This is a genomic window from Candidatus Didemnitutus sp. (genome assembly GCA_019634575.1).
Taxonomy (GTDB): Bacteria; Verrucomicrobiota; Verrucomicrobiia; order Opitutales; family Opitutaceae; genus Didemnitutus.
The window spans coordinates 307354-332589 of the sequence record JAHCAY010000003.1 but is presented as its reverse complement, the minus strand read 5'-3'; the positions used below and the strand labels follow the sequence as shown (position 1 = coordinate 332589).

Here is a 25236-nt window from a genome sequence, read left to right as displayed (position 1 = left end):
GCTTCGCTTTGCCCGTCACCCCAAACCCCTGGCTCGCCATGTCTACCCCCAACCATGTCCGGCGCCTGCTCCGCCGTTTGCTCGTTCTCCCCTTCGCGGCTTTATCGCTGTGCGCGGCTGAAGACCGCCTGACCTTCAACCTCAACGATCCCCAAGGCGCCGTCGACCACAAGGCCAGCGGACTGCTCGGCGGTTTCGATCGCGGAGCGCCCGAGGATGCGCTCATCCAGCCGCTCAACCTGCAGTTCGTCCGCCTCAGCCAATCGACCCAGCTGCCGCTCGACGATCCCTTCGCGCTCTACGATCGCGCCGTTACGCTCGGCGTGCCGAACGTCGTCCTGATCGCAAGCGACTCGGTCAAGTGCACCGATCCGACGTCTTCCGATCCGGCCAACTGGCGCAGTTATTGGGGCAGCCAGGTCACCGCGCTCGCCACGCGCGCGCTGAACGAAGGGAAAAATTTCATTTGGGACATCTACAACGAGCCTGACAAGAAGATCGGCGTCACGGCGGTTGAGGCGTCACCGTGCGGGCCTCCCGCGACAAGTCCGACGATGACGATGGCCACCTACGCCGACTGGTTCGCCGTGTGGGACGAGGCCTGGAACGCCATCCGCACCGTATCGCCGGGCGCCAAGATCACCGGCCCGAGCTACAGCACTTACGACGAGGCGAAGCTGAAGGCGTTCATCGATCACTGCGCCGCCGAACATAAGATGCCCGACATCATCAACTGGCATTTCGGCACGATCGCGAATTACAAGGCCAACGCCGACACGATCCGCGCTTACGCCGCTTCCTACGGCTACACCGTCGACATCTGCATCGGCGAAGCGATCTCCTCCGGCACGGACCGCAACCTCGACCCCGGCCTGGCCGTGACGCTCTTCGCCAACGCCGAGCGCGCCGGCATCAACACGCTGCACGCCGCCTGGACCGCCACCGCGGTCGCCGGCGTTCCTCAAGCCTTCGCACCGCACCTCACCGGTCTGATCACGCCCGACACCATGCTCCCGCGCGGCGCGTGGTGGAGTTATCAAAGCTACGGGGAAATGAGCGGCTCCACGCTCACGGTCGATCGCACCTCCGCGCCGAACCTGGATGGGCTCGCCTCGTTCGACTCGACCGCGCATCGCGTCATCGCGCTCGTCGGCACGACGGAGAAATCGAGCTACACCGGCGGCACGGGGAAAGTGAGATTTACCAACGTCACGCCTGCATCCGGTCTCCTCGACGCGAGCGGCTACGTGCACGTCAAAGCCGAGCGCCTGCCGCTCACCGAGGCGGAGCTCACGACGCTGCCCTTGATCTCGGAGGGCGACTGGAAACCCTCTGCGAGTGGCACGCTCGAAGTCCCTTTCGACGTCACGTCCGGTCGCGAGGCCGTCAAGGTCACGCTCTCGCTGCCGACCGTTGCCGCGCCCGCGCGCCAGTCCGGACGCGTCGAGGCCGAGTCGCTCACGGCCACCGTCAACGCCGGCCAGACGATCACCGCGATCACCGACACCGCAGCGAGCGGCGGCAAGTTCAGCAAAGCCGCTCTGACCGCCGCGGGCGATTGGGTGCAATACACGTTCACCGCGCCCGCCAGCGGCACCTACTGGTTGAATCTCGGCTACAAAGCCGATCCGAGCCGTGCGATCGTCCAGGTGAGTGTCGATGGCGTGGACGTCGGCGGAGCGCTCGACCAGTCAACCAACGCCTTGGGCTATCCCGACGCGAGCCTCGGCGCGTGCACGCTGACCGCCGGCACGCACGTGCTGCGTCTGACCGTGCTCGGCAAGAGCGCGACCGCGACCGGCTACAGCGCCGCGCTCGACTACTATCGCCTGTCGGCCCTCAGTCCGATCGAAGGCGAAGATATCACCGCCACGCCCTCGCCGGGTGACAGCGCCGGACGCCTCACCGATGCCGGCGCCAGCAATGGCGCGCTCGAATTGTGCAATCTGAACGCGGTCGGCGACTACGTGGATTTCAGCGTCTTCGTGCCGGCGCCCGGGCTCTATTCGCTCAGCAGCATGGTGAAGAAATTCAGCAGTCGCGGGATGTTCCAGGTGACAGTCGACGGCTTGCCCACGGGCCCGGTGGTCGACGGCTACTCCGTTTCGCCCGCCTTCGTCGCCACGCGCCACGGCTCCGTCACCTTCGCCACCGCTGGCCAGCACATGATTCGCCTCGAGATCGTCGGCAAGAATGCCGCCAGCACCGGCTACACGATCGGCCTCGATTCGTTTGCCCTCGTTCCAGCCGCGCTCGGAATTGTCGCCCAGGCCGACCAGCTTCCCATCACGGCGAGCGGCGGCGCCACGTTCACGACACCGACCTACTTCAATGCGCGCGGCGGCAGCTACTCGAAGGTGACGCTGCTTGGCGTGATGGACACCGTGACCTACACCTTCAGCGTCCCCGACGCCGGCCTCTATTTTCTCGCCGTGCGCTACGTCAGCGGACCGGACGGCGCGCGGTTCCAGATGAATCTCGACGGCACCGATGTCTATGCGCCGATCGACACCTATGCCTACGCGGTCGGATGCACCGAGGTCGGGATCGGCAGCTATTCACTCGCCGCCGGGGCGCACACGCTGACGTTCCGCGTGACCGGGGCCGCGGATTGCAGCACCGGATACGCACTCGGGTTGGACACGATCCGCAGCACCCGTGTCCAGACGGTGATCCGCCGCGAAGCCGAGCTGTTGCCGACCACGGTAAGCGGTGGCACCTGGGCGATTGCCGCGAATCCGCCGCCCGCCTCCGGTTCGTATGTGGATGCCGACATCGGTCTCGGCGACTACGTGCGCTTCCAGTTCGACCCGCTCCCCGCGGGCGTCTACCGCCTCGAGACGGGCTTCCTCGCCGCGACGGACCAGGGCCGGTTCGTGGCGCTCGTCGACGGCTACACCGTCGGCCGCACCCGCACGGCGGTTTACAGCGCGACGCCGCAGATTCGCGATGGCAACGACATGAACACCGACTTCGGTTCCTTCGTGTTGCCAAGCCCGGGCACCTACAACGTTGCCTACCTCACCGCGTTCACTTCGCCCGGCACGCGCATCGGCATCGACTACCTTCTGCTGACGAAATACGAGAGGGATCGCTGATCTCGCCCGGTATACTGACCCGGCCGGTCCGCTCTGCCGAATGATCGGAAGATCGCTCGGCGGCCCAGCGTGGATGCCCGCGGTATATCCTCCACGGACGTGCTTCGATCAGTCATCCTGCTGAAAAGCAAAGAGCTGCCTCGAAAGGCTCGAGGCAGCTCTCAAAAGTGGTGGTGGAAGCCCGAATTCGAAACGCACCAAAGTGGCGCTAATAGTTGTTTCGAGTGAACGCCAATCGCAGTCGCTGCACAAAGGATGATGGCAGGTGCGGGATCTGCGGACTCAAGCGGAGCGCCGCTCTGCTCGGATTTCGGCCATTCGCGCCGGTCACGTGCCGCTTCCCATACCAACATGATCCCTCGGTATTCCAGCGTCAGCGCGCGTCGCTCGAGAAAACCGGTTTGAACATCTCAAAGCACATGCGTCCGGCGAACAAACTCACCACGATCGAGCCGAGCTTGATCTTGATCAGCTCCTCGAACAGCTCGGCTCGGCATCGCTCCGGCAGAAACTTGGCGCTTTCATCCGCGACCAGAAAGAATGCCGTGGCGAGGAGAAACACCGCCACCGTGGGCAGAGCGAAGCCAAGTTTCGCCAACCAACTCCGCACTTGCGTGTGTCCGTAGTGCATCGCTCCGCACAACAGGAGAAATCCTCCGAGGTGCCATTTCCACGTGGCTCCGGTGTTCTCGACCATTGCGGTCACCACCATTTGCGAACGTGTCGCGTGGTCGATTTTTTTGGCTTGGTAATCGGTTTGAATCTTGCCCAACCGATCAGCGTACGCCGGGAAATCGTGCCAGGCGAAGCCAAAGCAAATCAGCGTGCCGAGTATCAGCCAGAAGGCGCGGTTTTTCATGGGATTTGAGAAACGGCACTCGCCTGAATCATGATGGATGTCATCCAGGCGACGATGCCGCGCACCAAAATTCCGACCCGCGCCGGAATCGCGACGCCTTCGTGTGTACCAACCAACGGCAGCAAGAGAGCTTCTGGAGTGCAGCAGTTCGTCTACGCGACTCCGTGCCGGTGTCCTGAGGGGAGGCGATCCCGCGCCGGCGTGGGCGTCACGCCGAACCATTGTCTCAGGCCGCGCGTCGCGATGTCTGACGCGAGAAAAGCGCCGCGACCGCGCGCGCGACGGCACGGCCCATCCGCGGCGGCACACTGTTTCCAATCTGGCGAGCGATGTACGAATCCGGGCCGCAAAACTGCCAGTGGTCGGGGATGCTGTGGATGCGCGCCGCCTCCCTCAGCGTGATCATCCGGTCAGCCGTCGGGTGGATGTAACGGCCTTTTGACGGATTGATGAATGCGGTGCGCAGGGTGTTCGCGGGAGCATCCAATTCCATGCGCCCCCAGACGTCGGTCGCCTCGCTGTGGACGTTCCACCAGGAGCGCGGGGCCAGTTCCGGACGTCTCTTCATGATGTCGCGCTTGTCGCCACCGGGCGGGATGGCGCGAATGCGAGCTTCGGCGAGAGGGGATAGTGGGCGCGCACGATGGAGATGGTCATTGCCGGCGGCGGGGCTACCAAGGCCATCGATCGCCCTGCGAACGGTGCGGCATCCGCCGCGGAGCGGGGTGATCTCCGGCAGGCCCAGCTTGGAGGCGATGGTGAACGAACGCGTGCGCAGCTGCGGCACGCCGAAATCCACCGCGTTGAGCACCTGGGCATCGACTTGGTAGCCGAGCCTGCGAAGGCGCCGCGCAAGGCGCTCCCAGATGGGGGAGTCAAGAAAGGCCGCGACGTTCTCGATCACGACGACCGACGCGCCGGTCAGCTCGGCCCATTTGGCCACCTCGAAGGAAAGAAAGTTGCGCGGGTCGTTCTGTTGTCGCTTCCCCAAGGTGGAGAAGCCCTGGCAAGGGGGGCCCGCCGTGATGATGTCGCAAGGTCCAACGGGATCGACGTTCCGGATGTCCGCCTGCACGACGTGCGGGCCGAGGTTGCGGCGGTAGGTGTCCGCCGCGTGCGGGCAGAGTTCCACGGCCTGGATGGGCTCGAACCCCTCCATCGTGAATGCGTAGCTCAGGAGGCCCGCTCCTGAGAACATCTCGATCATGGTAGGCGCCGGCGCTGGTCTCATTGGCGACCTCCGGTCTTCGCGAACGCGCGGCGCAGTGCCCACTCGACCCGGTCGCCCCGCGTCTCGCCGCGGTGCTTCGCGTCCGCGTCGACGATCTGAACCAAGTCGCGGTCGACATAGGCCTGCATCGGAAACTTGCCCTCGCGTTGCATCCTCCGGCGGAAGCGGCGCTGCGCCTCGCGGGTCTGCTCGGCGCGGCTGAGCGGGGACTTCCTGCGTCGACCACGATTTTCCTTCATGCAGACAAACATGTAATCTGATTACATGTTTCAACACAATTCGCCGAATGCCGGCACGGTCGGGCGCGCTTTACCGGCTCGCCAAGGCGCGGGCGAGTTGCTTCAAATCCGGGCGCATCGCCTCCCCCAATGCCCCCAGAAATCGATGTCAGCCCCCTGAAGTTCAAGGTCTCCCCGCACATCGTCGAGGATCTCGGCGTGAACCTCTACACGACGCTCAGCCGAGTGCTGGTGGAGTATGTCGCCAACGCCCACGACGCAGACGCCGATGCCTGCCGCATTGTGATGGACGATGACGCGCTCGCCGCCGCGATGGCGGCCGTCAAGGCGTCCCACAGCGACGAAGTCGCGGCCTACGAGGCCCTCGACGACGCCGGGAAGAAGAAGGCCAAGCCGCCCGGCTCGCTCGGCAAGCGCACGCTGCCTGGCGATTGCAAGATCGTGATCGAGGATGACGGCGACGGGATGGACCGCCAGGAATTGCAGGACAATTTCCTCCTGATCGGGCGCCGCCGTCGGAGCGAGACGGGCCAGGCCCGCACGAAGGGCAAACGCGTCCTCATGGGACGGAAGGGACTGGGGAAGCTCGCCGGGTTCGGCGTGGCGCACCGTGTGGAGGTCATCTCGCGGAAGGCGGGGGAGAAGCACGCCGTGAAGATCTCGCTCAATCTGCCCGACCTCGTCGCCAAAAGGGAGACCGACTCGGTCTCGGTCCCGTTCGAGGTGCTCGCTGATGGCGGCGGGATCAAGAAGAAGGGCACGCGAATCGTGCTTTCACACATTGTGCACGACTCGATCCGCAGCGGCACGGACACCGCGCGCGCGGTCCTTGCGGAGCACTTCTCGATCGTGCGTCCCCAGCAATTCCGGATCACCATCAACGGCGACACGCTCAAGCCCAAGGAGGGCCCGTTCATGGCGGCTTATCCGCCGTTGGAGCGAGGCGACGCGTCGGTGCTCGCGAAGGGCCAGATCATGTCGGACGGCGCGCCGCACGAGTTCAGCTATCGCATCCGTTTCACGGAGGCAGGCAACCAGTTGCCGGCGGCGAGGCGAGGGGTGCGCGTGTACGCGCATGACCGGCTCGCCTCGGCGCCCGAGCTGCTCGACCTGAACACGGGTGTGCACGGCTTCCAATACATCAGCTACATGGATGGCGTGGTGGTGGCGGACTTCATCGACGACCAAGAGACCGACTACATCGCCACGGATCGCCAGAGCCTCCGCTGGGAGACCCCGCTGCTGGCGCCGCTGCGGAAATTCCTGTCCGATGCCATGAAGGCGGCGCTCAAGATGAGAGCCGACATGGGCGAGGCGTCGGCGAAGAAGAAGGCGGAGATGGATCCGTTCACGAAGAAGACGATCGACAAGGCGGAGCTTCCCACACATCGGAGGAAGACCGCATACCGGATCGCCGCGGCCCTGCTGCAGAGCAAGGCGGAGAACACCAAGGACTCGTTCTACCGCAAGTCGCTGCCGCTCCTCGTGGGAGGTCTTGGCCAAGGCGAAATCCTGACTACGATCTCGAACCTCGCTCAGGAGGAGCTGCCTGATTTCCAAGAGGTGGTGCGCACGGTGACGAAACTGACGGCCCAGGAGTTCGACGAGTTCATGACGTTCTTCCAAGGCCGGCTGGATGCCATCGAGGCGCTGCGGAAAATCTACCGGGATGTGGAGTTCAAGGCCGGCAAGAATGAGAAGAAGCTGCACGAACTGCTCAAGCGTAACCCCTGGCTGATCGATCCGACGTTCGTGCAATTCCTCACCTCCGACGAGCCGGAGGCAGATCTGCAGCACCGCCTCGCGAAGGAGCTGGGCATCGGCAAGTTCATCGCGAAGGGATATTCACCCGAGAAGGCCGAGGAGAAGAAGGCGTGGGGCAAGAATCGCCGTCCCGACTTGGTTTTCCTGCTCGGCAACGAGGGATTGCGGCGAATCGTCATCGTCGAGCTCAAAGCCCCGAACACGCCCCTGCATCTGGAGCACCTGACCCAGCTCAAGGGCTACATCGCGCGGGCGGAGGCCTGGCTTGCTCAGCAGGGCGGCAAGGCGGACGGAGTGGTGGTCGAGGGCTTCCTCATCGGGACGAAAGCCAAGCCAAACTCGAATGCCGAAGGCGCGGTCCTCCTCAAGGACGAGATCACCAAGAACCCGAAGGCCCAGTGGCGCGTGTTCGACATCGGCGAAATTCTCGAGCGCACGAAGGACGCCCACAAGGAGCTGCGGGATATCTACGAGAAGGCGGCGAAGCGCGCGGCGGCCGAGGGCTGAGCCGGCCTGACCCGTGACGGAGGCCCGCATGAGAGAACCGACGTGGAATCGCGATGAGCTGGTGCTGGTCCTCGATCTCTATTTCAGGACCGAGAGGCCGAGGCTGAATCAGCGCAACCCCCAGGTGGTCGAGATGAGTGCGCTGCTGCGGTCGCTTCCGATCCATCCCGCCGAGGCACGGACCATCGCGTTCCGCAGCGCCATGAGCGTGAAAAGCAAGCTGGAGAATTTCTACGCCATCGAGCACCCGGGCCACGGGCTTCGCCGGGGTGGTCGGCTCGATGGCGAGGTCTTCGCGGAGTTCGCGGGGCAGCGCGGGCGGCTCGCGGAGCTGGCCGCCATGATCCGGTCGGCTTCTGAACTTCTTGGGTCGACCGGAGCGAAGGGGACGGAGTGGGAAATCGACGATGAGGGTGCGATTGAAGGTGTCCTCGTGATGAGGTTGCACAAAATGCGCGAGCGGAATCCCGGGCTGGCGCGCAAGGCGAAGGAGCGAATGTCAGCCCGTCTCGATGGACGGTGGGAGTGCGAGGCCTGCCGCGCGGACCTGACCGTCCTCTACGGCGCCGTTGCGGAATCCATCATCGAGTGCCATCACACGAAGCCGCTCTCGGCCGCGGCGGGTCCGCGGAAGACAAGGCTCTCGGAGCTAGCGCTCCTCTGTCCGAATTGCCACCGCGCGATACACCGCATGCGGCCGATGCCGACGATCGCGGAGTTTCGCGCCGAGCTTGAGCGGCGCCTGGCACCGGAACGGATCTAATCCTCTCCGCTGTGCGGGTGAGGAGCGCCCCGGTCGCGCGTTTCTTCCAATGTGAAGAAACGCCCAAGCACACCCACCCGCAGTTGTCTCCATTGCGGTGCGAAGTTCGACGTGAATCCCAGGATCGGACGAAAGCACCGCTTCTGTTCCGCATCCGAGTGCCGGGCTGCGGCGAAGCGGCGCAGCCAGGGACGTTGGCTGAGCAAACCCGAGAACGCCGGCTATTTCAAGGGACCGTCGAACGCCTTGCGCTCGCGCCTGTGGCGCGCGGCGAATCCACGGCGCAGGCGGCGGAAGGACGGTTCGCGGCTGCGCCTGTTCGGCGGGGGATTGCAACGAACGTTGCGATCGGCAGGCGCGCAAGAAATGAACGAGCGCCAGCTCGCTCTGTTTCTCGGACTGGTCTCGATTCTTGCGCGCAGCGGCGAGCAAGAATCAATCGCGGCGAAAATCCGGGAAATCATGCTGGCGGGCGAAGCCGTCCTCCGCTGCGCCGGAGGGCGGCGCTGACCCATGCCAGCCCCCACCTCCCCAGTCCCCGCCGTCGCCTACGTCCGAATGTCGACGGAACACCAGCAGTATTCGACCGCGAACCAGATGGATCGCATCCGCGAGTACGCCGCCCGCCGCGGCTTCGAGATCGTCGAGACCTTCGCCGACGAGGGGAAGAGCGGCCTGAACATCAAGGGTCGCGAGAGCCTGCAGCAGATGATCAGCATGGTCACGGAGGGCAAGGCGGCGTTCAGGGCGATACTTGCCTACGATGTCAGTCGCTGGGGACGCTTCCAGGACGCCGACGAGAGCGGCTACTACGAATACATCTGCCGCCGCGCGGGCATCAGCGTGCACTACTGCGCGGAGCAGTTCGAGAACGACGGAAGCCCGACCTCCAACATCATCAAGAGCGTGAAGCGCTCGATGGCAGGCGAATACAGCCGGGAGCTTTCGACGAAGGTGTTCCAAGGCGCGTGCCGACTGATACAGATGGGTTACAAGCAGGGCGGCATGGCCGGTTACGGCCTGCGCCGGCTGCTCGTCGACCTGGAGGGCAAGCCGAAGCAGATCCTCGCGATCCGCGAGCACAAGAGCCTGATCACCGATCGGGTGAAGCTCGTGCCCGGGCCGCCGGAGGAGCAGGCGATCGTCCGTTGGATGTTCGAGGTGTTCGTAAACAGCGGATGGACGGAGGGTGAGATCGCCGCCGATCTGAACCGTCGCGGAATACTGACCGATCTGGGCCGCGCGTGGACCCGCGGAGTGGTCCACCAGATCCTCACCAACGAGAAGTACATCGGGAACAACGTGTATCACCGCACCTCGTGCAAGCTGAAGCGGAAGCATGTGCGCAATCCGCGCGACATGTGGGTGCGCTCGGACAGCGCGTTCGACGGGATCGTGGACGCAGGTCTCTTCGCCCGCGCCGGCGAGATGGTCCTCGCCCGGGCCCGCCGGTTCACTGACGAGGAGCTGCTGGCGCGTCTCCGGGAGGTGTTCGCGCGGCACGGGCGGGTCTCCGGGATGCTCATCGACGAGCAATCCGACATGCCGTCGAGCACGGTGTACCGTCATCGCTTCGGTTCGCTGGTGCGGGCCTACGAGCTGATCGGTTACACGCCGGAGTTCGACTACGCGTACGTGGAGATCAACCGTCAGCTGCGAGCCGCGCACCCGGGGATGGTCACAGGGGTCGTGGACGGCCTGCAGCGGCTGGGTGCCGAGGTGTCGCGTGATCCGGCGACGGACCATCTTCTCATCAATCAGGAATACCGGGCCTGCGTGGCGCTCAGCCGCTGCCAGACCAGCGGCGCGGGTTCCGCGCGCTGGCTGGTGCGGTTCGAGCACGCTAACCCGGCGCACATCACGATCGCGGTGCGGATGAATCCGGACAACGCGACCGTGAAGGACTATTACCTGCTGCCCGCGATCGACGTGCTCAGCGGGCGCATCCGGCTGGCGGAGGAGAACGGCGCGCTGCTCGACTGCTACCGTTTCGACACGCTGGACTATTTCTTCGCGCTCGCCGAGCGCGTGCCGGTGGAGGGGGTGGCATGACCCCCGAGGACGGCGAGGTACACCTGATCCCCGTCACATCGATCCGCGTCGTGAATCCTCGCGTGCGGGATGCGAAGCGTTTCGAGGTGATCGTCCGCAACATCGAGCAGATCGGGCTCAAGCGCCCGATTTCCGTCACGCCATGCCGTCAGCCGGCGCCGGACGGCATCGGCTATGATCTCGTCTGCGGCCAGGGCCGCCTCGAGGCGTTCCTTGCGCTCGGGCAGACGCACATCCCCGCGTTCGTGAAGGGATTCGACCGGCAGACGAGCCTGATCGCAAGTCTGGTCGAGAACATCGCGCGGCGCCGGGTGCGCGCGATCGACCAGATCCAGTCGATCAAATGGATGCGCGACCAAGGGCAGAGTTTCGACGATATCTCCCGGAAGACGGGCCTCGGCGCGGCCTATGTCGAGGACATCGTGGTCCTGATCGAGCGCGGCGAGGACCGGCTCCTCGACGCAGCCCTGCACGAGCGCATCCCGATCAGCATCGCGACGAAGATCGCAGAGACGCCGGACGCGGACATCCAGCGGGTGCTGATGGAGGCCTACGAGCGGAAGGAGTTCAACCAGAAGACGCTCACGGCGTTTCGCGAGGTGGTGCAGCACCGGCGCAGCCTCGGGCCCGCGTACACGGACGGCCGGGGCGGCACCCGCGTGCGGCGCTCGGTGGACAGTTTCGTGGCCTCCTACCGCGCGCAGGCGGAACGCCAGCGCCTGCTGATCAAGAAGGCGCGCGCGTGCGAGGCGCGCCTGCTGGCCATCACGGCCGCGTTTCGCGTGCTGATGGCGGACGAGGATTTCGTGACGCTGCTGCGCGCGGAGAAGATCGGCACGCTGCCCAAGTTCCTCGCGGAGCGGATCGAGGAGGGCAAGTGATGGCCGGCAAGATCGAGGGCGCCTTCGAGCGGCGGACCGTGACGCTTCCATTGGACCGCATCATGCCGATCCGGCCGATCCAGGCCAATGACCAGGCCTTCGGGAAGTTCCGGGCGATCCTTGCGTCGATCCGCGAGATCGGCGTGATCGAGCCCATGGTGGTCCATCCGCAGCGCGGGTCGCGCGAGAACTTCGTCCTGCTCGACGGCCACATGCGGCTGCGCGCGCTGCGCGAGCTGGGCCGCGCGGAGGCGGTGTGCCTGGTGGCCACCAACGACGACGCCTTCACGTACAACGACAAGATCAGCCGGGTGGCCCCGATCCAGGAGCATCGCATGATCATGCGCGCGATCGAGCAGGGGGTTACACCCGAGCAGATCGCCCGTTCGCTCGACATCGACGCGGACCGGATAAAGCGAAGCATGAATCTCCTCGACGGAATCCATCCGGACGTCGTGGAGATGCTGAAGGACAAGCCGATCACCGATTCCGCGCTGCGCGTGTTCAAGAAGGTGAAAGCGATGAGGCAGCTCGATTTCGCGCACCTCATGGTGAGCATGGGCAACTACACCCGGGGTTACGCGCAGGCGCTCCTGATCGCGACGCCGCCGGACATGCTGGTGAAGCCCCAGGCGCCGAAGAGCGTGAAGGGATTGAAGCCCGAGGAGCTGGCGCAGATGGAGCGCGAGATGGAGACGTTGGAACGCGATTTCCGGGCCCACCAGGACGGCTACGGGGAGAACACGCTCTCGCTGAATGTCGTGCAGCGGTTCGTGAAACGGTTGACGGAGAATCCCCAGGTTGCGCGCTTCCTGACCAAGCGGTATCCCGAGATACTGGAGGAACTGAATGATCTCGTCGCGCTCGAGGCGCTCTAGGCTCCGGCTCCTGGAGCCTCGGCCGCGGTCCCTGGTTTCCCGACGTCCGTCCGGACGGCCTTCGCGAGGCTCACCTTGTCGTTCGCGACGACTATGAAATCGGGGGCGTCGCGGAAGAATGAGTCGTAGAGGCGCGCCCCGCGGATCTCCGTGGTCGGAGTCCTGAATGTGAGCGCCTCGTTGATGAAGAATCCGTAGTGGTCGAACTTCTCGTCCCAGAGCCCGTCGGTGCTGAACGGGTAGGAAGGGTAGGTCTGCGCGTTGTACTTGGCGCGCATGATATGGACGAAGGCCTTTTCCGCGTCCGCCGCCAATTTGGCCGAATCAAGAGGCGGCTGAAAAAGCGCCGAGTAATCATCATCGTCCCCTCCGATCGATATCATCTGAAGATCCTCCACCGCGAAGAGGAAGATGAAGAGCTCGTCCGAGAGTCGCGCCGTGTCCCTGAACTGCGTCTCGTTCCCGAGTATCCGGCTGCGTTTTTCGTGGGCGGTCTTGAACAACCGCGAGAAGCTGTCGCCCGTCTTGGAGATGCCGACGTAGTACAGGTCGAATTTCGTGAACAGGCGAAAATTCTCCAGCCCCGCGGCCTGCACCCATCCCCGCGAGAAAAAGAAGATCAGCCGGTCCGGGGTGAACCAGTGGACGAGATCGTCCGGATCCGGGTTGCGCGTTCGCCCGACCGAGCCGGGCTTCACCGCGTAGACGCGGATGATCTTCGGACCGTATTCGAGCGCGAGATTTCTGTCCTTAGGGACGGGGAACTGGGCCGTCGGGAGCCGGATCCCGCGAAGCGCTATCTCGCCGCAGACGAGGTCGAGGGTCAGGGCGTCCTCGGCGGGATCGATGTTTTCGAAAAGGACCTCCCGTCTCTGACCGATCATGTACAACTTGCTGCGGCTGCATTGCTCGCGGACCTCAGCATCCTTCCAGAACCATTCGCCTTCCTGGTTGGAGAAGGGTGCGATCACGAGATCGAGGTTGTGCTGGCCTGCTTTGTTCATCGGGGCTGCGACCGGTTGTGGAGAACACGCGGTTGCCGCGCGTGACGAGCGAAAACTTGCGAGGGACCTCGCGGCTCCCTGCCGAAATCAGGCGCCGCGCTCCGGCGGTGCGAATTCGTCCTTCTCGTCCTCGACGAACCCGGCCGCGGCGAAGCGGCGGATGATCGCGCGATAGCGATGGTCCGGGCAGTCGACGAAAGAGCCGGACCGCCAGTCCCCGCCACCGGGAGTCTCCATCACGACAGCGCCATCCGACTTGGTGATGAAGCGCGGATACCGCAGGAACCCGAAGACCGTCTCGCGGCCGCGCTGGTCGGTGACGACGAGGAGGACGCCGTGTTCCGGAGCCAGACGACAGCATCCCTCGCGGAGATCATGGGACCAGCATGAACCCGGCGCCAGCACGACGTCCCGCAGTCGTGGATCCTCGACGGTGAGCGGCCGCGCGACCCGCCGTGCGAATTCCCTCCGCTCCGGCGTGTCGAAGGGACCGTTGACCACGATAGTGGGGGCGAAGCCCAGCAGCTTCGCGTCGCCCTCGACGTTCGCGAGGAAGTCAGCGAGCTCCGCGGCCGGAACCGCGGCGGGTGCTCGGATCGACCAATGGTAGCTCAGTCCCATGTCGCCAGGATGCGGGTCGACGTGTGTTTGCCCAGGACAAAAACGCCCGCTTCCCGAGAACTTGGGCGGGCGGAGGTGGGCCTGCGCCTCGCCGATGCCCGACCTCGCCTTTCCCGGCCATTCCCGGCATATTGGTCTGGAAGCCGTCGCGATTTCCGCGCAATTTTCCAACGGGATGAGGGCCGCATCCCGCGCCTGACACGCAACATGCCTGACCAAGCAACGACCGCCCCCGGGGACGGCGACAGCCCCGTCGACCGCATCATCGAGCTGCTGGAGATGCAGCTCAACACCTCCGGCAGCATCCAAGCCGCCCGGAGCTTCGCGATTCGCCAACGCAATCCCGAGGCGCTGGTGGACGAGGCGATCCGGATCCTCGCCGCGCGACGGCGCCTCTTCGAGGACCGGGAGCCGGCCCCCATCGCGGACGACACCCGCCTGCAATGGTACCACGGATTGACCGGTCTCAACGCGCGCTGCTGGCGCGACTACGTCGCGCGTCTGCGCGCGCTGGGTTGGACCGACGCCATGGTAGAGACGCTCGACGCCACGACGAGCCGGGCGCTGGGTTTGCTCGATCCTCCCGGAAACGCCGCGTTCGCGACCCGCGGTCTCGTGTTCGGCCGGGTCCAGAGCGGCAAGACAGCGCACTTTGCAGGCGTGATCGCGAAGGCGGCTGACTGCGGCTACCGATTGGTGATCGTGCTGAGCGGCGTGACGAACGGACTTCGGCTCCAGACGCAGAAGCGCCTCGATCGCGACCTCTCCGGGGATGACAACGCGCGCTGGTTCTGGCTGACGCGGCGGGAGATCTTCGGTGACTTCGAGACGCTGCCGGTCCGCAATGTCGATTTCTGTCTCGGCGGAGCCGGTGGCGCCCGCGCCATCGCCGTGGTGAAGAAGCAGTCGAACGTGCTGCGCCGGCTGATCGACTGGCTGGGGCAGGGCAGCGAGATGCTGCGCCGTTCCTGTCCGGTCCTGGTGATCGACGACGAGGCCGACCAGGCATCGATCAATTCCGGCCGGTCAATGGACCGCGACGAGCTCACGCGAATCAACGGCCTGATCGTGGATCTCGTGAGCGGCTTCCCGAAATGCGCCTACGTGGGGTACACGGCGACGCCGTTCGCGAACGTGCTGACGCACCCCGACTACCCGGAGAACCTCTATCCCCGCTCATTCATCTTCCCGCTCGACCCGCCGCCGGACTACTTCGGCACCGCCCGGATCCACGGCCGCGCGCGGCTCAACCCGAGCGAGCCCGACGAGGTCACCGACGGACTGCCGCTGATCCGCGAGATCCCCCTGGCGGAGATCGGATCGCTCCGGCCGGCCACGCGTGCCATGGCCGGATTCCGCTTCGAGGCCACGCCCTCGCTGGTGGATGCGCTGCGCTATTTCTTCCTCGCCACCGCCGCCCGACTCTTCCGCGCGGCGATCGGCTCCCGCGCGATGGATTTCAGCACGATGCTGATCCACACCTCGCACCGGGTTGCGGTGCACACCGCGTCCGAACCCGTGATCCGCGCCGCGATCGACGCGCTCCGTCGCGAGGTGAGGGCTAGGGAGTTCGGCCCGTGGCAGTCGCAATGGGCGCAGGAGATGGCCGCGATCGACCGCCGCAAGCTGGATGCCCGGCTCGGTGAGGTGGATTTCGACGACCTGCGCGATCACCTTTTTCCCGCGCTCGATCGCGTCCGCATCGTCGTCAGCAACAGTCTCCGTGACGAGGAGTCGAACGTCGTGTTCGAGGAGCGCGGCCAGATCCTCGTGGTGATCGGTGGCAACACGCTCGCCCGCGGACTCACGCTCGAGGGATTGGTCGTGAGTTTCTTCGCCCGCAGCGCGAACGCCTACGACACGATCCTGCAGATGGGGCGCTGGTTCGGCTACCGCCACTACTACGAGGACCTGCCCCGCATCTGGATGACGGCCGAGATGGCCGATCATTTCTTCGACCTCGCGACGGTCGAGGACGAGCTGCGCGAGCAGATCGAGACGCACCGCGCCCGCGGGCTGTCCCCGATGCAGGCCGCGGTGCGCATCCGCCGGCTCCCTCGGATCAAGGTGACTGCGCCGTCGAAGATGCGTTTCGCGGTCAGAGGCGAGATCAGCTACGAGGGAGCGCGGCCGCAGACGATCTACTTCGCCCATCGCGACCCGGGTTGGGTCGCGGGGAACCTCGACGCCACGCGGCGCCTCCTCGGCGCGCTGCCGGCGCCGGCGATCGCCGACTCACGCGCGATCTGGCGTCGAGTGCCGGTGGACCGGATCCTGAGTTTCCTCCGCGCGTACCGTTTCCATCCGCGGAGCCGGGATCTGGACTCGGCGCTGATGTGCGACTACATCACGCGGCAGAACGGGGTGGGACGGCTGCAGACCTGGAACGTGGTGGTGATGGGGCGTTCCTCCGCGATCCCGGAGCTCGGCACCGTTCGGCTCCGGCCCGACCTCGAGGTCGCGTGCATCAATCGTTCTCGCCTGAAACTGGGTGATCCGGCGACGGCCAACATCAAGGCGCTGATGAGTCGCGTGGACATCGTCTGCGACCGCCCGGAGTTCAATCCCGCGGCGCTGGAAAACCTGAAGGTGAAGGATCTCTTCGACCTACGCGGCGACGACCCTTCGGGAGTGCTGGTGATCTACCCGGTCAGCAAGGATTCGCGCCCGCGGGAGACGGGGGAGAGCACCGAACGCGCGCCGATGGCCGCGCACGACAACCTGATCGGCATCGCGATGATCTTCCCGGGACTCCGCGGCGGGCTCGGTGCGGCGGATTATGTGCAGGCGGACCTCCAGCCGCAGCCTTCGACCGAAAGCGACGAGCCCGAGGTCGATCCCACGGAGGCCACGGCATGACGGAGCAGGGCACGTTCGAGGAACTCGACGGCACGTGGCGGCTCGTGGAGCGCCCGGCCTCCGCATCACTGCGCTGCTCGCGGACCGGCCTGTGGCTCTCGGGCCGCCAGGTGCAGGTGGCGCTCGACCGGAACGGGGCGCGCCATCTGCTCCTGCCGCACGCCACCGGGCCGGACGATGGCAGTCTCTGGCGGAACCGCTCGATGCATCTTTCCCGCGCGACGCTCCGCGGCGAGGGCGGCGACACGGACACATGGCTGGTCCTGCGGTGCAAGCGCGCCGAGCTGGAGGACGCCTTTGCCCGGCTCTGCGCGGAGATCGTGCGGCGTGTCACGGATCATCCCGCCGGTCCGCTCGGCGAGCAATGCGTCGACATCCTGCGGGAGTGGCAGGACCTCCTCGGAGGATCCGCCGCGGCGGAGGATTCCGTCACCGGCCTCATCGGCGAGCTGCTTCTCCTGCGCCGGCTCGCGACGGTCGACGCACGCGCCGCGTGGGAGGCTTGGGAGGGCAGCCGTGGCGGCCGGCATGATTTCCGGCGGGAACGACGAGCCATCGAGGCCAAGACAACCACGCGACAGGTGGGCCGCGTCGTCCGGGTGAACGGCCTCATGCAGATGGAACCGCCTACCGGTGGATCGCTGCACGTGCGGTTCGTGCGCCTTGAGCGCGTCCCGTCGGGCGCGCTCTCAGTCCGGTCGCTGGCCGACGATCTGGTCTCGCTGGGCATCCCCCGCGGCGATCTGGCGGACGTCATCGAGGATCTGGGCCACGACGTCACGCTCGCGACGCCGGCTTTCGAGCTGCGCGAAACGCGGACCTTCATCGTCGACGATCGCTTTCCCCGGATCGTCCCGTCGTGCTTCGCCACCGGCGCCGGACCGGCCGGCGTGACCGAGCTTCAGTACAACGCCGACCTGGACCTCGCCACCGCCATCGACGACACGGCGGCGGAGGAGGCGATCGCGGCGCTGCTGCGCGACTGAGATGGAACCGTTGCTGCTCCAGTCCGAGACATTTCAGGAGGAGGGCGGTGCCCCCGGTCAGGCGGCGCGCAGCGCGCTCGGCCGGCCGCGACTCGACCCGATCTCGATGCTCGTGCGCGAGGCGGTCCAGAACGCGTGGGACGCGCGCGTGGACCGCGGCCGCGAGACGCGCGTGGTCTTTTCGGCGATGCACGAGAAATTCAGCGCGGCGGAGGGCCAGGTGCTCAGGGACATCGTGCTGTCCCAGCGGCCGGACAACCATCCTTTGTCGCGGCAGCTGCGGACCGAGTTCGGTCGCCTGATCCTGCAGGATCGCGGCACGGTCGGCCTGACCGGCCCCGCCTTCGTCGACCGCACGCCGCGGCCCGAGGATCGTTTCCTGAATTTCTGCCGCATGTTCGGCCGGACGGCGCAGGCGGTGGGAGGGGGCACCTACGGTTTCGGCAAGGGCCAGTACTTCCTCACCAGCGCGGCCGCGACGATCATCGTGCACACGCGCTCGATGGAGTCGGGCCGGGCGTTGGAGCGGCTCATCGGCGTGTCCCTCTGGAACGCGAATCCCGACGGCAAGGAAACCGGCCGCCATTGGTGGGGCGTGCAAGCCGCGGGGCGCGCCCCGGGGAAGGTCGGTCCCGCCGAGGGTGCGGCCGCCGCCCGCCTTGCCGCCGCGATCGGGTTCCGTCCGTTCGCCGATCGCGAGACCGGCACTAGCATCATGATCGTCGACCCGCGCTTCGACGCGGCGGCCTCGGCGGGTGACGTCGCGGCCCGCTGCATCGCGGAATCGATGGCGATCTGGTTCTGGCCGCGCATGCTGGGCGGCTGCGACGACCGCGGCACGCTCGCGTTCGAGGTTTCGTACAACGGCCGGGCGGTGCCGGTCCCGAACCCGGTGAAGCACGTCCCGCTGCGTCTCTACGCGGACGCGCTGCGCAACCTGCGCGATCACCTCCGGACCGGCAGGTCGGTGGTGCCGCCCGCGTCCGTGCACGAGGTCCGCAACTCCCGCGCGCAACGCCTCGGTTGGGTGAGCATCGCGCTGGCGCCGACGCAGCCGCGCGAGCGCCATCAGGTCGCCCGCATCGAGAACCACCAGTTCCGCGACCAGATCGGGGATGACGGGCGCGGGGCCACCCACCACGTGGCGATGATCCGCGCCCCCGGGCAGGTGATCTATTACGAGCGTTGCCGCGTTTATCCCGAGGAAACCCTCGAATACGCCGGGCTCTTCGTGGCGGCCGATGCGGCCGACGTCGAGGATGCGTTCGCGCAATCCGAGCCGCCTAGCCACGACGACTGGTCGACGGACGACATGCCGGACGAGCGCCAGCGGCAGATCGTGCGGGTCGCGCTCCGCGAGGTGGAGACGATCGCGAACGCGTTCGCGGACGCCGGTCGGCCCGACCTCGGGATGCTGGAGCAGGATCCGCTCGGCGCCGTCTCCGCGGAGCTCGGGGAGCTGATCTCCGCACCCGGCACGGGCGCGCGCCGTGTGCCCCGGGGGGGGGGCGGAGGCGGCGGGGGCGGCCGCGCGCCGAGCGGCCTCGCCGTGACGGGTCCCGGCCGGCTGCAATCCTTCGAGGGAAGTGTCGTGCTCGCCGTGCCATTCGAAGTCGGAGGGGACGTGACGGTGATCGCGCGCCCGCGGGTGCTCCTGGCCGGCGGCGGCGCGGAGTCCGACGCGCCCCGCGGCGGCGAGATCCCCTCGGTGGTCGGATGGCGGCGTTCCGGTGGCGCGGTGATTCGCACCGGCGCCCTGAACTTGGGGCCGTCGGACGGCGGAGATTGGGAGGCCCTCATTGGCGTGCCGGGGGATGTGGTGGTCGGAGTCACGCTCGAGCTATCCTGACATGCGCACGGTCCGTTCCCCCGCATACGCCCGTCCTGATCCCGAGTGTTTCTCGGCGGGACCGTGGCGCGCGCTGCACGGGCGGTCACTTTCCGATGGCGAGCCGATCCGCGATTGGGACCCGAGCCTCGCGCTGCAGTGCACCCGCGAGATCGAGATCGACCTCGTGCGACTCAGCCGGAGCGGCGGCCTGAAGCCCGGGGCGTTCGTCTCCCTGCTCCCGACATGGTGGTCGGAGGAGACGAGCCTGCGGGGCTGCGGGGCGGCCCATCACATCCAAGTCGGTGCGTCCGGAGGCCGGCAGCGGTTCACGCTGGAGATCACGGTCCCCGCCGAGGAGATCGCCGGTTCCCTCCAGCTCCGCTCCGTCCTCGTGCTCGCCGCAGCGTCGCCCGCGATGGAGCGCGACCGGCTCGCCCCGCGCAGGCCCGGCAGCGTCCTGTGGGAGGACTCGATCAGCGTCCTGCTGGAAGGCGACGCGCCCCGCTTCCCGATGTCGGTCGTGGATTTCGTGACGGACGCGGTGGGCCCGGCGTCCGCGTGCTGGTGCTTGGAATTCTCCCCGCCGGATCCGACGCTGCCCGCGATGGCGGCGCTGCGCCTGCTGGTCAACTCCCGGCATGAGATCTTCCGGCAGGCGCTGGTGAGCACGGCTCCGACCGAGGCGCAGCTCGCGATCCGATCCGGGCTGAAGCACGCGGTTGCCGTGGAGATGGTGAACCTCGCCTTGTGTCACGCGCGCGACCTCGAGCTCGGGCCGCACGAGGCCGGGACTGCCGGCCGCGTGCTCGCCGATCTGCTGGCCCGGGTGTTCCCGGGCGAGTCGCCGGTCGCCCTTCAGGAAAAAATGAAGACCGAGCCGGCGAAGCTCGCGATGGCGATCCAAGCAGCCATGGGACTTTACTCGCCCCAGGCGATGAGGGGAGGGGACCAGTGATCCTCTATCCGCAGCTGGCACGGAGCCCCGCCATGGAGAAGCTCGCGGCCGAGCGCGCCGCGCTCGGGATCGACGATTGCCGGCGCGCCCGCGCCACGGCGCACCGCGCCTCGGTCTATCTCCCGACCGGCGGAAGCGTCCGCGCGCCGGTGAGCCATCTCGCGGAGCTAGCGGAAAGGCTGACCGAGATCGCGATGCGGCACGGATATCCCCATGAGCAGGCGCGCAACACCGATGCGGACGCGGAGTGGTCGGAATGCCTGCACCGGTTCCTCCGGTTGACACCGCACCAGGCGGCGCACGAGGGGATGTGGCATTTCATGACACTGGTGCTCGTGCCGGACCTCGTGCGGTGGCGCTGGGGGACGTCGCGGGGGCCGGACGCCTCCGATCGCTGGATCACGACGCGTCACCGCCAGCGCAACACGTTCGGTCGCCTCTGGTGGCGCTGCGCCGTGCTGCACGAGGCGGGTGCGCCGGCGCCTTACCACAGGATCCATGCGCTCGGGGAGGACGAGCTGGTGCAGCTGATGGAGCGCACCAGCCTGTCCGGCAACCGGCGGCTGGCCGGTGTCACGGCGGACCTTCTCCTCGAGACGACGCGGGCGAACCCGGACGTGAACCGCGCGACGCTCCTGCGCGACCAGCAGAAGCGCATCCTGCGCCTCGGCGCCTTCATGGAGTTCCAGGCCGCCGGCGACGAGGAGCTCCGCGCGCTCGTGCGGGAGACTTTCGGGCAGAGCGTCCGCGCCCTCCGCGGCGAGATCGCGCCGCTGGCGAGCATCCGGTCAGGGCGCGCGGCCCGTGAGGATGCCGTGGACCAGCGCGCCGAGGCGTGACGCCAGCCATGGCGGCACGGCGTTGCCCACCTGCTTGTACTGCTCGGTGATCGGTCCCTCGAAGAGATAACTGTCTGGGAAGGTCTGAAGCCGCGCCGCCTCGCGAACGCTGAGACTGCGGCACTGCCGGGCGGACGGGTGGATGTAGTAATGCCCGTCCTTGGCGATGTGTGACACGACGGTCGTGGACGGGCGCTTGCCGAGCTGCACGCGGAAGCGATCCCCGAACGGCATCGTGTCCGGATCACGGCCCACGTTGGCATGCTCCGGCAGCAGGAATGCCGGCACATCGTGAAGGGTGGGTGAGCGATGGTGCACCGCGCCGTAGGCGGCCCAGTACATGTACCTGTGCAGATCACTCGCCATGTGGCCGCGGCTGTTGTGGTTGAGCACGCCGCAGGGGGCGTCCTCGTACCATTCGCGCAGCGCGCGCGGGCCTCCGCGGGCCCGCTCCATGTGCGGTGCCCCCAGCGGCAGATCCGTGCGCAGGCCGGAAAGCTCATGCGCGAGCCGCCCCGCGACCACCGGCTCCATCGCCGCGATCCGCCGTGGCGTGAAGGCGCGGGCGATTTCCGCGGCCCAGGCGGGTCCTGAGTCGCCACCGCCCTTGGAGAGGCGGCTGCGTATCGCGGGCAGGTCGGAGACGACGTCCGCCACCGTGTGGATCACGCCCGGATCGGGGCGCATGAGCGGCGCCGCGGCGAGCTTGAGGTCGGCTCGGAGACCCAGCAGGAAGATCCGTGCGCGGGACTGCGGCACCCCGTGCTCGTCCGCCCGGACGACGAATCGTCGCGGGTCGTCCGATTCGGCGCCATCCCCGAGTGCGTGGACGGTGTATCCCGCCGACCGCAGATCGGCGCAGATCATGTCGAACGTCCCCGCGCCTTGGAACTTCGCGGAGAGCAGCCCGGGGACGTTCTCCATCAGGAACACCGCCGGACGGAACAACCCCACGATCCGCAGGTATTCCCGGTAAAGGACATGCTTGTGATCCTCCGCGAAAGTGGCGTCGTTCCTTCTCCTCGCGCGCCCGACCAGCGAGTACGCCTGGCAAGGCGGGCCACCGATGAGCACGCACTCGCCCGAGCCAGCCCGGCGCAGCGCCCGGCGGATGCGGGCTTCGATCTCCCGGTCATGCGCCGGGTCCCCCAGCCGGGCCTGCATCGCCTCCTCCGCGGCGGACTGGGCCAGGTCGCCCGCGCGCCTCATGAGTTCATCCCGCGTGATCTCACCCCTCGTGTACCGAAGGTAGTCGTCCAAATCGCCGCGCTCGGCGAGCTTGCGGAAAAGCGCCCTGAGTTCGAGCGTGCGGTGCGCGAAGGGGTCGCATTCCACCGAGATCACGGTGCCGAAGACCCTTCGCCCCCGCACGTCGCGGGTGCGGTTGAAGCCCTCGTTCAGGCCTCCGGGGCCGGCGAAGAGATCGATGACCGGGATCAACATGAACACCTCCTGGTGCCGGCCGGCGTGCGAGATGTCCAGGACGAAGCGCGTCCCGGTTTGCTTCCGCTCGCCGGACGGCCATCATCGTCCCGGTGACACCTGCCAGTAAGCGCACCGACATCATGGACGTGGCGGCGCGGTCCGCCCTCATGTCGCGCATCCGCGGCAAAGGCAACCGCTCGACGGAGATTCGCCTGATCGCGATCATGCGCGAGCTGCGGGTCAGGGGCTGGCGTCGTGGCAGCCAGCTGCCCGGTCGTCCTGATTTCGTGTTCCCGGCGCAGCGGGTGGCCTTGTTCGTGGACGGATGTTTCTGGCACGGTTGTCCTCGGCACTACACCCGTCCCTCCGGCAACGCGGAGTTCTGGGAGCGCAAGGTGACGCAGAACCGTCTTCGCGATCGGAGGGTTGATCGCTCTTTGCGTATGCTCGGCTGGCGCGTTGTTCGGATCTGGGAACATGAGCTCGTGAAGTCCGGCCGTGGCCGTCTGGCCCGCCGGCTCGCGAGGGTGGTCACGCCTGCTCGTCGGCCCAGATGAACGGCGGATTGTTCCGCAAATCGTAGGTGTCGCGGATCTCGTCGATCAGCCGCGCGAACGTCAGGAGGGATCCGGCCGCCGGCACTCCGCGTCGCGGGGGCGGTGAGAGGACGTCGAGATACCAATCGTCGCCGCTTCGCTCATCGTAGACGCCGATGAAGAGTCGCTCGAACCGATCGGTCGGATCATCGGGCTCGCGTCGGTTGGCCCGATGCCGAAAATAGCGGACCGCGCTGCCGAAGGATGAAATGTCGCGGCTGTCGTGGCAGCTGGTCAGGGGCAGGTAGATCACCCCCGTGAGGACGGCGTACGGTTGGCGCTGGTGGTAGTCGTCCGCCTCCGCCCGAAGCTCGTTCTCGACGCGCGAGTAGTTCTTGGTGAAGCGCCCCGTGGTGGCGTCGGCATAGTTGATGGTCTTGATGCTGACCCCGAGACCGAGCCCCAGCTCGGGCGTGCTGTAGTTCACGTCGAGCTTCTTCACGCCTCGGGCGGTGCGGGCCTGTGATTCCTGCCTGGTTCCGTCGGCGTTGGGCAGGATGCCCTCGAAATCCCTGCGGAGCGCGTTGGCGAACTTGAGCGCAAGGTGCCGCGACAGCCGCTCGGCGTAATTTTTCTTCTCCTCTCGCGAGGCATCGATCGCGGGCCGGGGTGAGGAGGCTTCGAGTTCGTGCAGGATGGACATTTCAGGCAGCTTTGTCGCCGTGCCGCTCGATGTGCCGGGCCAGGTCGGCGGCGAATCGCGGCGGGTAATCCAGCGAGCTGGCGGTGAGGCGTCGGAGGAATCCCTCGGCGGCTTTCCGTGACAGGGGCTTGCCGGGGAATTTCAGGAAGGAGAGCAACGAGGGCCAGCGATTCGCCAGCGGCCATTGCGAGATCTCGATGGCGTGCCTCTGCTTGCCATCGAACCAAGCCGCGGTGGGGAACGGGGTTCCCGCCTTGAGCGGCCTTGAAGCGGCGAGCACCGGCTTGCCGGGTTTGGCCAAGCGGCTGCCGACCCACGCGGCGGCGGGGACGGTGACGGCGTTGCCGACCATTTTCCAGCGCATCGATGCGCGTGTCACGGTCTCTGCGGGAAGGGTCCAGTCGACCGGGAAGCCCTGCAGTCGCTCCGCATCGCGGATGTCCGGCGTGATGAAGCGACCATCGGGGCACCAGATCGCCGGAGGCGAGGGGATGCCGACCGTCGATCCGCCCTTGAGCGTGGGTATGCTGTCGACCGCCCACCCGAGTCCTCTCGTCCCCTCGGTCCAGTAGAAACCGCACGCCAGGCCGGCGTGGTCCATCTCGGCGGGATCACCGGCCTCGTCGGCGAACAGCACGGATCGCGGATCCTCTTTCAGCGACGCGATGATGAAAACCCGCTTGCGCCGTTGCGGCACCCCGAACGCGCGCGAGTCCACGACGCGGTAGGCCCAGCGGTAGCCGAGGTCCTCCAAGGACGATGCCACGAAATCCATCGCGTTGCCCCGCGCGAGCTGGAGCATGAAGGACACATTCTCCAAGAAGAGCCATGCCGGTCGGCGCCGCTTGATCAGCCGGAAGATCTCGGTCACCAGGCCGGAATTGCGGCCGCTGATGCCGGCCGTCCCGCCCGCCTGTGACAGATCCTGGCACGGGAAGCCGCCGGCGAGCAGGTCGACCTCCTTCGGAAGGGAGCGCAACTTCCGCACGTCCGCCACGATCTCCGTGTCCTTGAATCTTTCAGCCAGGACCTTGCTCGCGCCGGCGTCGATCTCGCAAAGCAGGCGTCCCTCGTGTCCGGCCTCCTGGAGGCCGAGCTCGATGCCGCCGATGCCTGCGAACAGTCCCGCGATTCTCATGTGCGTGAATGCTTTCCCGGGTCAGGGAGGAAAGCACAAGAACGAACTTCGTGCCGGGGCGCCGACT

At 66.7% G+C, this 25236-nt stretch carries 21 protein-coding genes; 13 read left to right on the top strand and 8 right to left on the bottom strand.

The genetic code is table 11. The features are described 5' to 3' along the window. Positions 1 to 38: 38 nt before the first annotated feature. Positions 39 to 3098, top strand: a complete 3060-nt coding sequence (locus tag KF715_19950) for a carbohydrate-binding protein (GenBank protein MBX3738977.1) — start codon at positions 39 to 41, stop codon at positions 3096 to 3098. Between the two features lie 373 nt (positions 3099 to 3471). Here the strand turns inward: KF715_19950 and KF715_19945 are convergent, their stop codons facing one another. From KF715_19945 to KF715_19935, 3 genes are all read right to left on the bottom strand, one after another. Beyond that, positions 3472 to 3957 (bottom strand): hypothetical protein, encoded by a 486-nt coding sequence (locus KF715_19945; GenBank protein MBX3738976.1) that lies wholly within the window; start codon positions 3955 to 3957, stop codon positions 3472 to 3474. Between the two features lie 226 nt (positions 3958 to 4183). Continuing rightward, positions 4184 to 5164 (bottom strand): DNA cytosine methyltransferase, encoded by a 981-nt coding sequence (locus tag KF715_19940; GenBank protein MBX3738975.1) that lies wholly within the window; start codon positions 5162 to 5164, stop codon positions 4184 to 4186. Between the two features lie 20 nt (positions 5165 to 5184). Further along, positions 5185 to 5427: a hypothetical protein gene (locus tag KF715_19935; protein MBX3738974.1), complete on the bottom strand. Its 243-nt coding sequence runs from the start codon at positions 5425 to 5427 to the stop codon at positions 5185 to 5187. A gap of 129 nt (positions 5428 to 5556) precedes the next feature. Here KF715_19935 and KF715_19930 point away from each other — a divergent pair, with 129 nt between their 5' ends. Genes KF715_19930 through KF715_19905 form a run of 6 tightly spaced genes read left to right on the top strand, consistent with a single transcriptional unit; the run spans position 5557 to position 12272 of the window. After that, entirely contained in the window at positions 5557 to 7698 is a 2142-nt protein-coding gene (locus tag KF715_19930; GenBank protein MBX3738973.1) for an ATP-binding protein, read from the top strand. Between the two features lie 28 nt (positions 7699 to 7726). After that, positions 7727 to 8461, top strand: coding sequence for an HNH endonuclease (locus KF715_19925; GenBank protein MBX3738972.1), 735 nt, complete (start codon positions 7727 to 7729; stop codon positions 8459 to 8461). 51 nt (positions 8462 to 8512) lie between these two features. After that, the gene (locus KF715_19920) at positions 8513 to 8971 is read left to right on the top strand and encodes a hypothetical protein (protein MBX3738971.1); all 459 of its coding nucleotides are present in this window, start codon (positions 8513 to 8515) and stop codon (positions 8969 to 8971) included. 48 nt (positions 8972 to 9019) lie between these two features. Continuing rightward, on the top strand, positions 9020 to 10513 hold the full coding sequence (locus tag KF715_19915) for a recombinase family protein (GenBank protein MBX3738970.1): 1494 nt from the start codon (positions 9020 to 9022) through the stop codon (positions 10511 to 10513). Beyond that, on the top strand, positions 10510 to 11394 hold the full coding sequence (locus KF715_19910; protein ID MBX3738969.1) for a ParB N-terminal domain-containing protein: 885 nt from the start codon (positions 10510 to 10512) through the stop codon (positions 11392 to 11394). Before KF715_19915 ends, KF715_19910 begins: the two co-directional genes overlap by 4 nt. Then, on the top strand, positions 11394 to 12272 hold the full coding sequence (locus tag KF715_19905) for a ParB N-terminal domain-containing protein (protein MBX3738968.1): 879 nt from the start codon (positions 11394 to 11396) through the stop codon (positions 12270 to 12272). Before KF715_19910 ends, KF715_19905 begins: the two co-directional genes overlap by 1 nt. Here KF715_19905 and KF715_19900 read toward each other — a convergent pair. Both KF715_19900 and KF715_19895 read right to left on the bottom strand, forming a co-directional pair. Further along, a complete protein-coding gene (locus KF715_19900; protein MBX3738967.1) occupies positions 12269 to 13276 on the bottom strand; it encodes a hypothetical protein in 1008 nt (335 codons plus the stop codon). The two genes, KF715_19905 and KF715_19900, sit on opposite strands and share 4 nt — an antisense overlap. Positions 13277 to 13363: 87 nt before the next feature. Further along, positions 13364 to 13897 carry a hypothetical protein gene (locus KF715_19895; GenBank protein ID MBX3738966.1) on the bottom strand — a complete coding sequence of 178 codons (534 nt, stop codon included), beginning with the start codon at positions 13895 to 13897 and terminating at the stop codon, positions 13364 to 13366. 207 nt (positions 13898 to 14104) lie between these two features. Between KF715_19895 and KF715_19890 the strand changes: the two genes are divergently transcribed. From KF715_19890 to KF715_19870, 5 genes are read left to right on the top strand one after another with little or no spacing between them, the layout of a single operon-like run. Further along, on the top strand, positions 14105 to 16756 hold the full coding sequence (locus KF715_19890) for a hypothetical protein (GenBank protein MBX3738965.1): 2652 nt from the start codon (positions 14105 to 14107) through the stop codon (positions 16754 to 16756). Beyond that, a complete protein-coding gene (locus KF715_19885) occupies positions 16753 to 17742 on the top strand; it encodes a PD-(D/E)XK motif protein (protein ID MBX3738964.1) in 990 nt (329 codons plus the stop codon). Before KF715_19890 ends, KF715_19885 begins: the two co-directional genes overlap by 4 nt. Position 17743: 1 nt before the next feature. Continuing rightward, complete coding sequence (locus KF715_19880; GenBank protein MBX3738963.1) at positions 17744 to 19591, top strand: hypothetical protein; 1848 nt, start codon at positions 17744 to 17746, stop codon at positions 19589 to 19591. A gap of 1 nt (position 19592) precedes the next feature. Continuing rightward, positions 19593 to 20528 carry a hypothetical protein gene (locus tag KF715_19875; GenBank protein MBX3738962.1) on the top strand — a complete coding sequence of 312 codons (936 nt, stop codon included), beginning with the start codon at positions 19593 to 19595 and terminating at the stop codon, positions 20526 to 20528. A gap of 32 nt (positions 20529 to 20560) precedes the next feature. Further along, on the top strand, positions 20561 to 21367 hold the full coding sequence (locus KF715_19870; protein ID MBX3738961.1) for a hypothetical protein: 807 nt from the start codon (positions 20561 to 20563) through the stop codon (positions 21365 to 21367). On the opposite strand, the gene KF715_19865 is transcribed toward KF715_19870, so the two are convergent. Further along, positions 21317 to 22810, bottom strand: coding sequence for a DNA cytosine methyltransferase (locus KF715_19865; protein ID MBX3738960.1), 1494 nt, complete (start codon positions 22808 to 22810; stop codon positions 21317 to 21319). The genes KF715_19870 and KF715_19865 overlap by 51 nt on opposite strands. A gap of 122 nt (positions 22811 to 22932) precedes the next feature. Between KF715_19865 and KF715_19860 the strand changes: the two genes are divergently transcribed. Further along, positions 22933 to 23349, top strand: coding sequence for a very short patch repair endonuclease (locus KF715_19860; protein MBX3738959.1), 417 nt, complete (start codon positions 22933 to 22935; stop codon positions 23347 to 23349). Here KF715_19860 and KF715_19855 read toward each other — a convergent pair. Together KF715_19855 and dcm are read right to left on the bottom strand one after the other, a co-directional pair. Further along, positions 23324 to 24031: a hypothetical protein gene (locus KF715_19855; GenBank protein ID MBX3738958.1), complete on the bottom strand. Its 708-nt coding sequence runs from the start codon at positions 24029 to 24031 to the stop codon at positions 23324 to 23326. The two genes, KF715_19860 and KF715_19855, sit on opposite strands and share 26 nt — an antisense overlap. 1 nt (position 24032) lies before the next feature. Continuing rightward, positions 24033 to 25169, bottom strand: coding sequence for a DNA (cytosine-5-)-methyltransferase (dcm, locus tag KF715_19850; protein MBX3738957.1), 1137 nt, complete (start codon positions 25167 to 25169; stop codon positions 24033 to 24035). Positions 25170 to 25236 lie beyond the last annotated feature (67 nt).

Bases quoted from the DNA above. Each gene is read 5' to 3' on its own strand.
- KF715_19885 (MBX3738964.1), top strand. From the start codon at position 16,753: ATGACGGAGCAGGGCACGTTCGAGGAACTCGACGGCACGTGGCGGCTC.
- KF715_19905 (MBX3738968.1), top strand. From the start codon at position 11,394: ATGGCCGGCAAGATCGAGGGCGCCTTCGAGCGGCGGACCGTGACGCTT.
- KF715_19875 (MBX3738962.1), top strand. From the start codon at position 19,593: ATGCGCACGGTCCGTTCCCCCGCATACGCCCGTCCTGATCCCGAGTGT.
- KF715_19915 (MBX3738970.1), top strand. From the start codon at position 9,020: ATGTCGACGGAACACCAGCAGTATTCGACCGCGAACCAGATGGATCGC.
- KF715_19860 (MBX3738959.1), top strand. From the start codon at position 22,933: ATGGACGTGGCGGCGCGGTCCGCCCTCATGTCGCGCATCCGCGGCAAA.
- KF715_19940 (MBX3738975.1), bottom strand. From the start codon at position 5,164: ATGATCGAGATGTTCTCAGGAGCGGGCCTCCTGAGCTACGCATTCACG.
- KF715_19880 (MBX3738963.1), top strand. From the start codon at position 17,744: ATGGAACCGTTGCTGCTCCAGTCCGAGACATTTCAGGAGGAGGGCGGT.
- KF715_19870 (MBX3738961.1), top strand. From the start codon at position 20,561: ATGGAGAAGCTCGCGGCCGAGCGCGCCGCGCTCGGGATCGACGATTGC.
- KF715_19945 (MBX3738976.1), bottom strand. From the start codon at position 3,957: ATGAAAAACCGCGCCTTCTGGCTGATACTCGGCACGCTGATTTGCTTT.
- KF715_19900 (MBX3738967.1), bottom strand. From the start codon at position 13,276: ATGAACAAAGCAGGCCAGCACAACCTCGATCTCGTGATCGCACCCTTC.
- KF715_19935 (MBX3738974.1), bottom strand. From the start codon at position 5,427: ATGAAGGAAAATCGTGGTCGACGCAGGAAGTCCCCGCTCAGCCGCGCC.
- KF715_19925 (MBX3738972.1), top strand. From the start codon at position 7,727: ATGAGAGAACCGACGTGGAATCGCGATGAGCTGGTGCTGGTCCTCGAT.
- KF715_19930 (MBX3738973.1), top strand. From the start codon at position 5,557: ATGCCCCCAGAAATCGATGTCAGCCCCCTGAAGTTCAAGGTCTCCCCG.
- KF715_19865 (MBX3738960.1), bottom strand. From the start codon at position 22,810: ATGTTGATCCCGGTCATCGATCTCTTCGCCGGCCCCGGAGGCCTGAAC.
- KF715_19910 (MBX3738969.1), top strand. From the start codon at position 10,510: ATGACCCCCGAGGACGGCGAGGTACACCTGATCCCCGTCACATCGATC.
- dcm (MBX3738957.1), bottom strand. From the start codon at position 25,169: ATGAGAATCGCGGGACTGTTCGCAGGCATCGGCGGCATCGAGCTCGGC.
- KF715_19890 (MBX3738965.1), top strand. From the start codon at position 14,105: ATGCCTGACCAAGCAACGACCGCCCCCGGGGACGGCGACAGCCCCGTC.
- KF715_19855 (MBX3738958.1), bottom strand. From the start codon at position 24,031: ATGTCCATCCTGCACGAACTCGAAGCCTCCTCACCCCGGCCCGCGATC.
- KF715_19895 (MBX3738966.1), bottom strand. From the start codon at position 13,897: ATGGGACTGAGCTACCATTGGTCGATCCGAGCACCCGCCGCGGTTCCG.
- KF715_19950 (MBX3738977.1), top strand. From the start codon at position 39: ATGTCTACCCCCAACCATGTCCGGCGCCTGCTCCGCCGTTTGCTCGTT.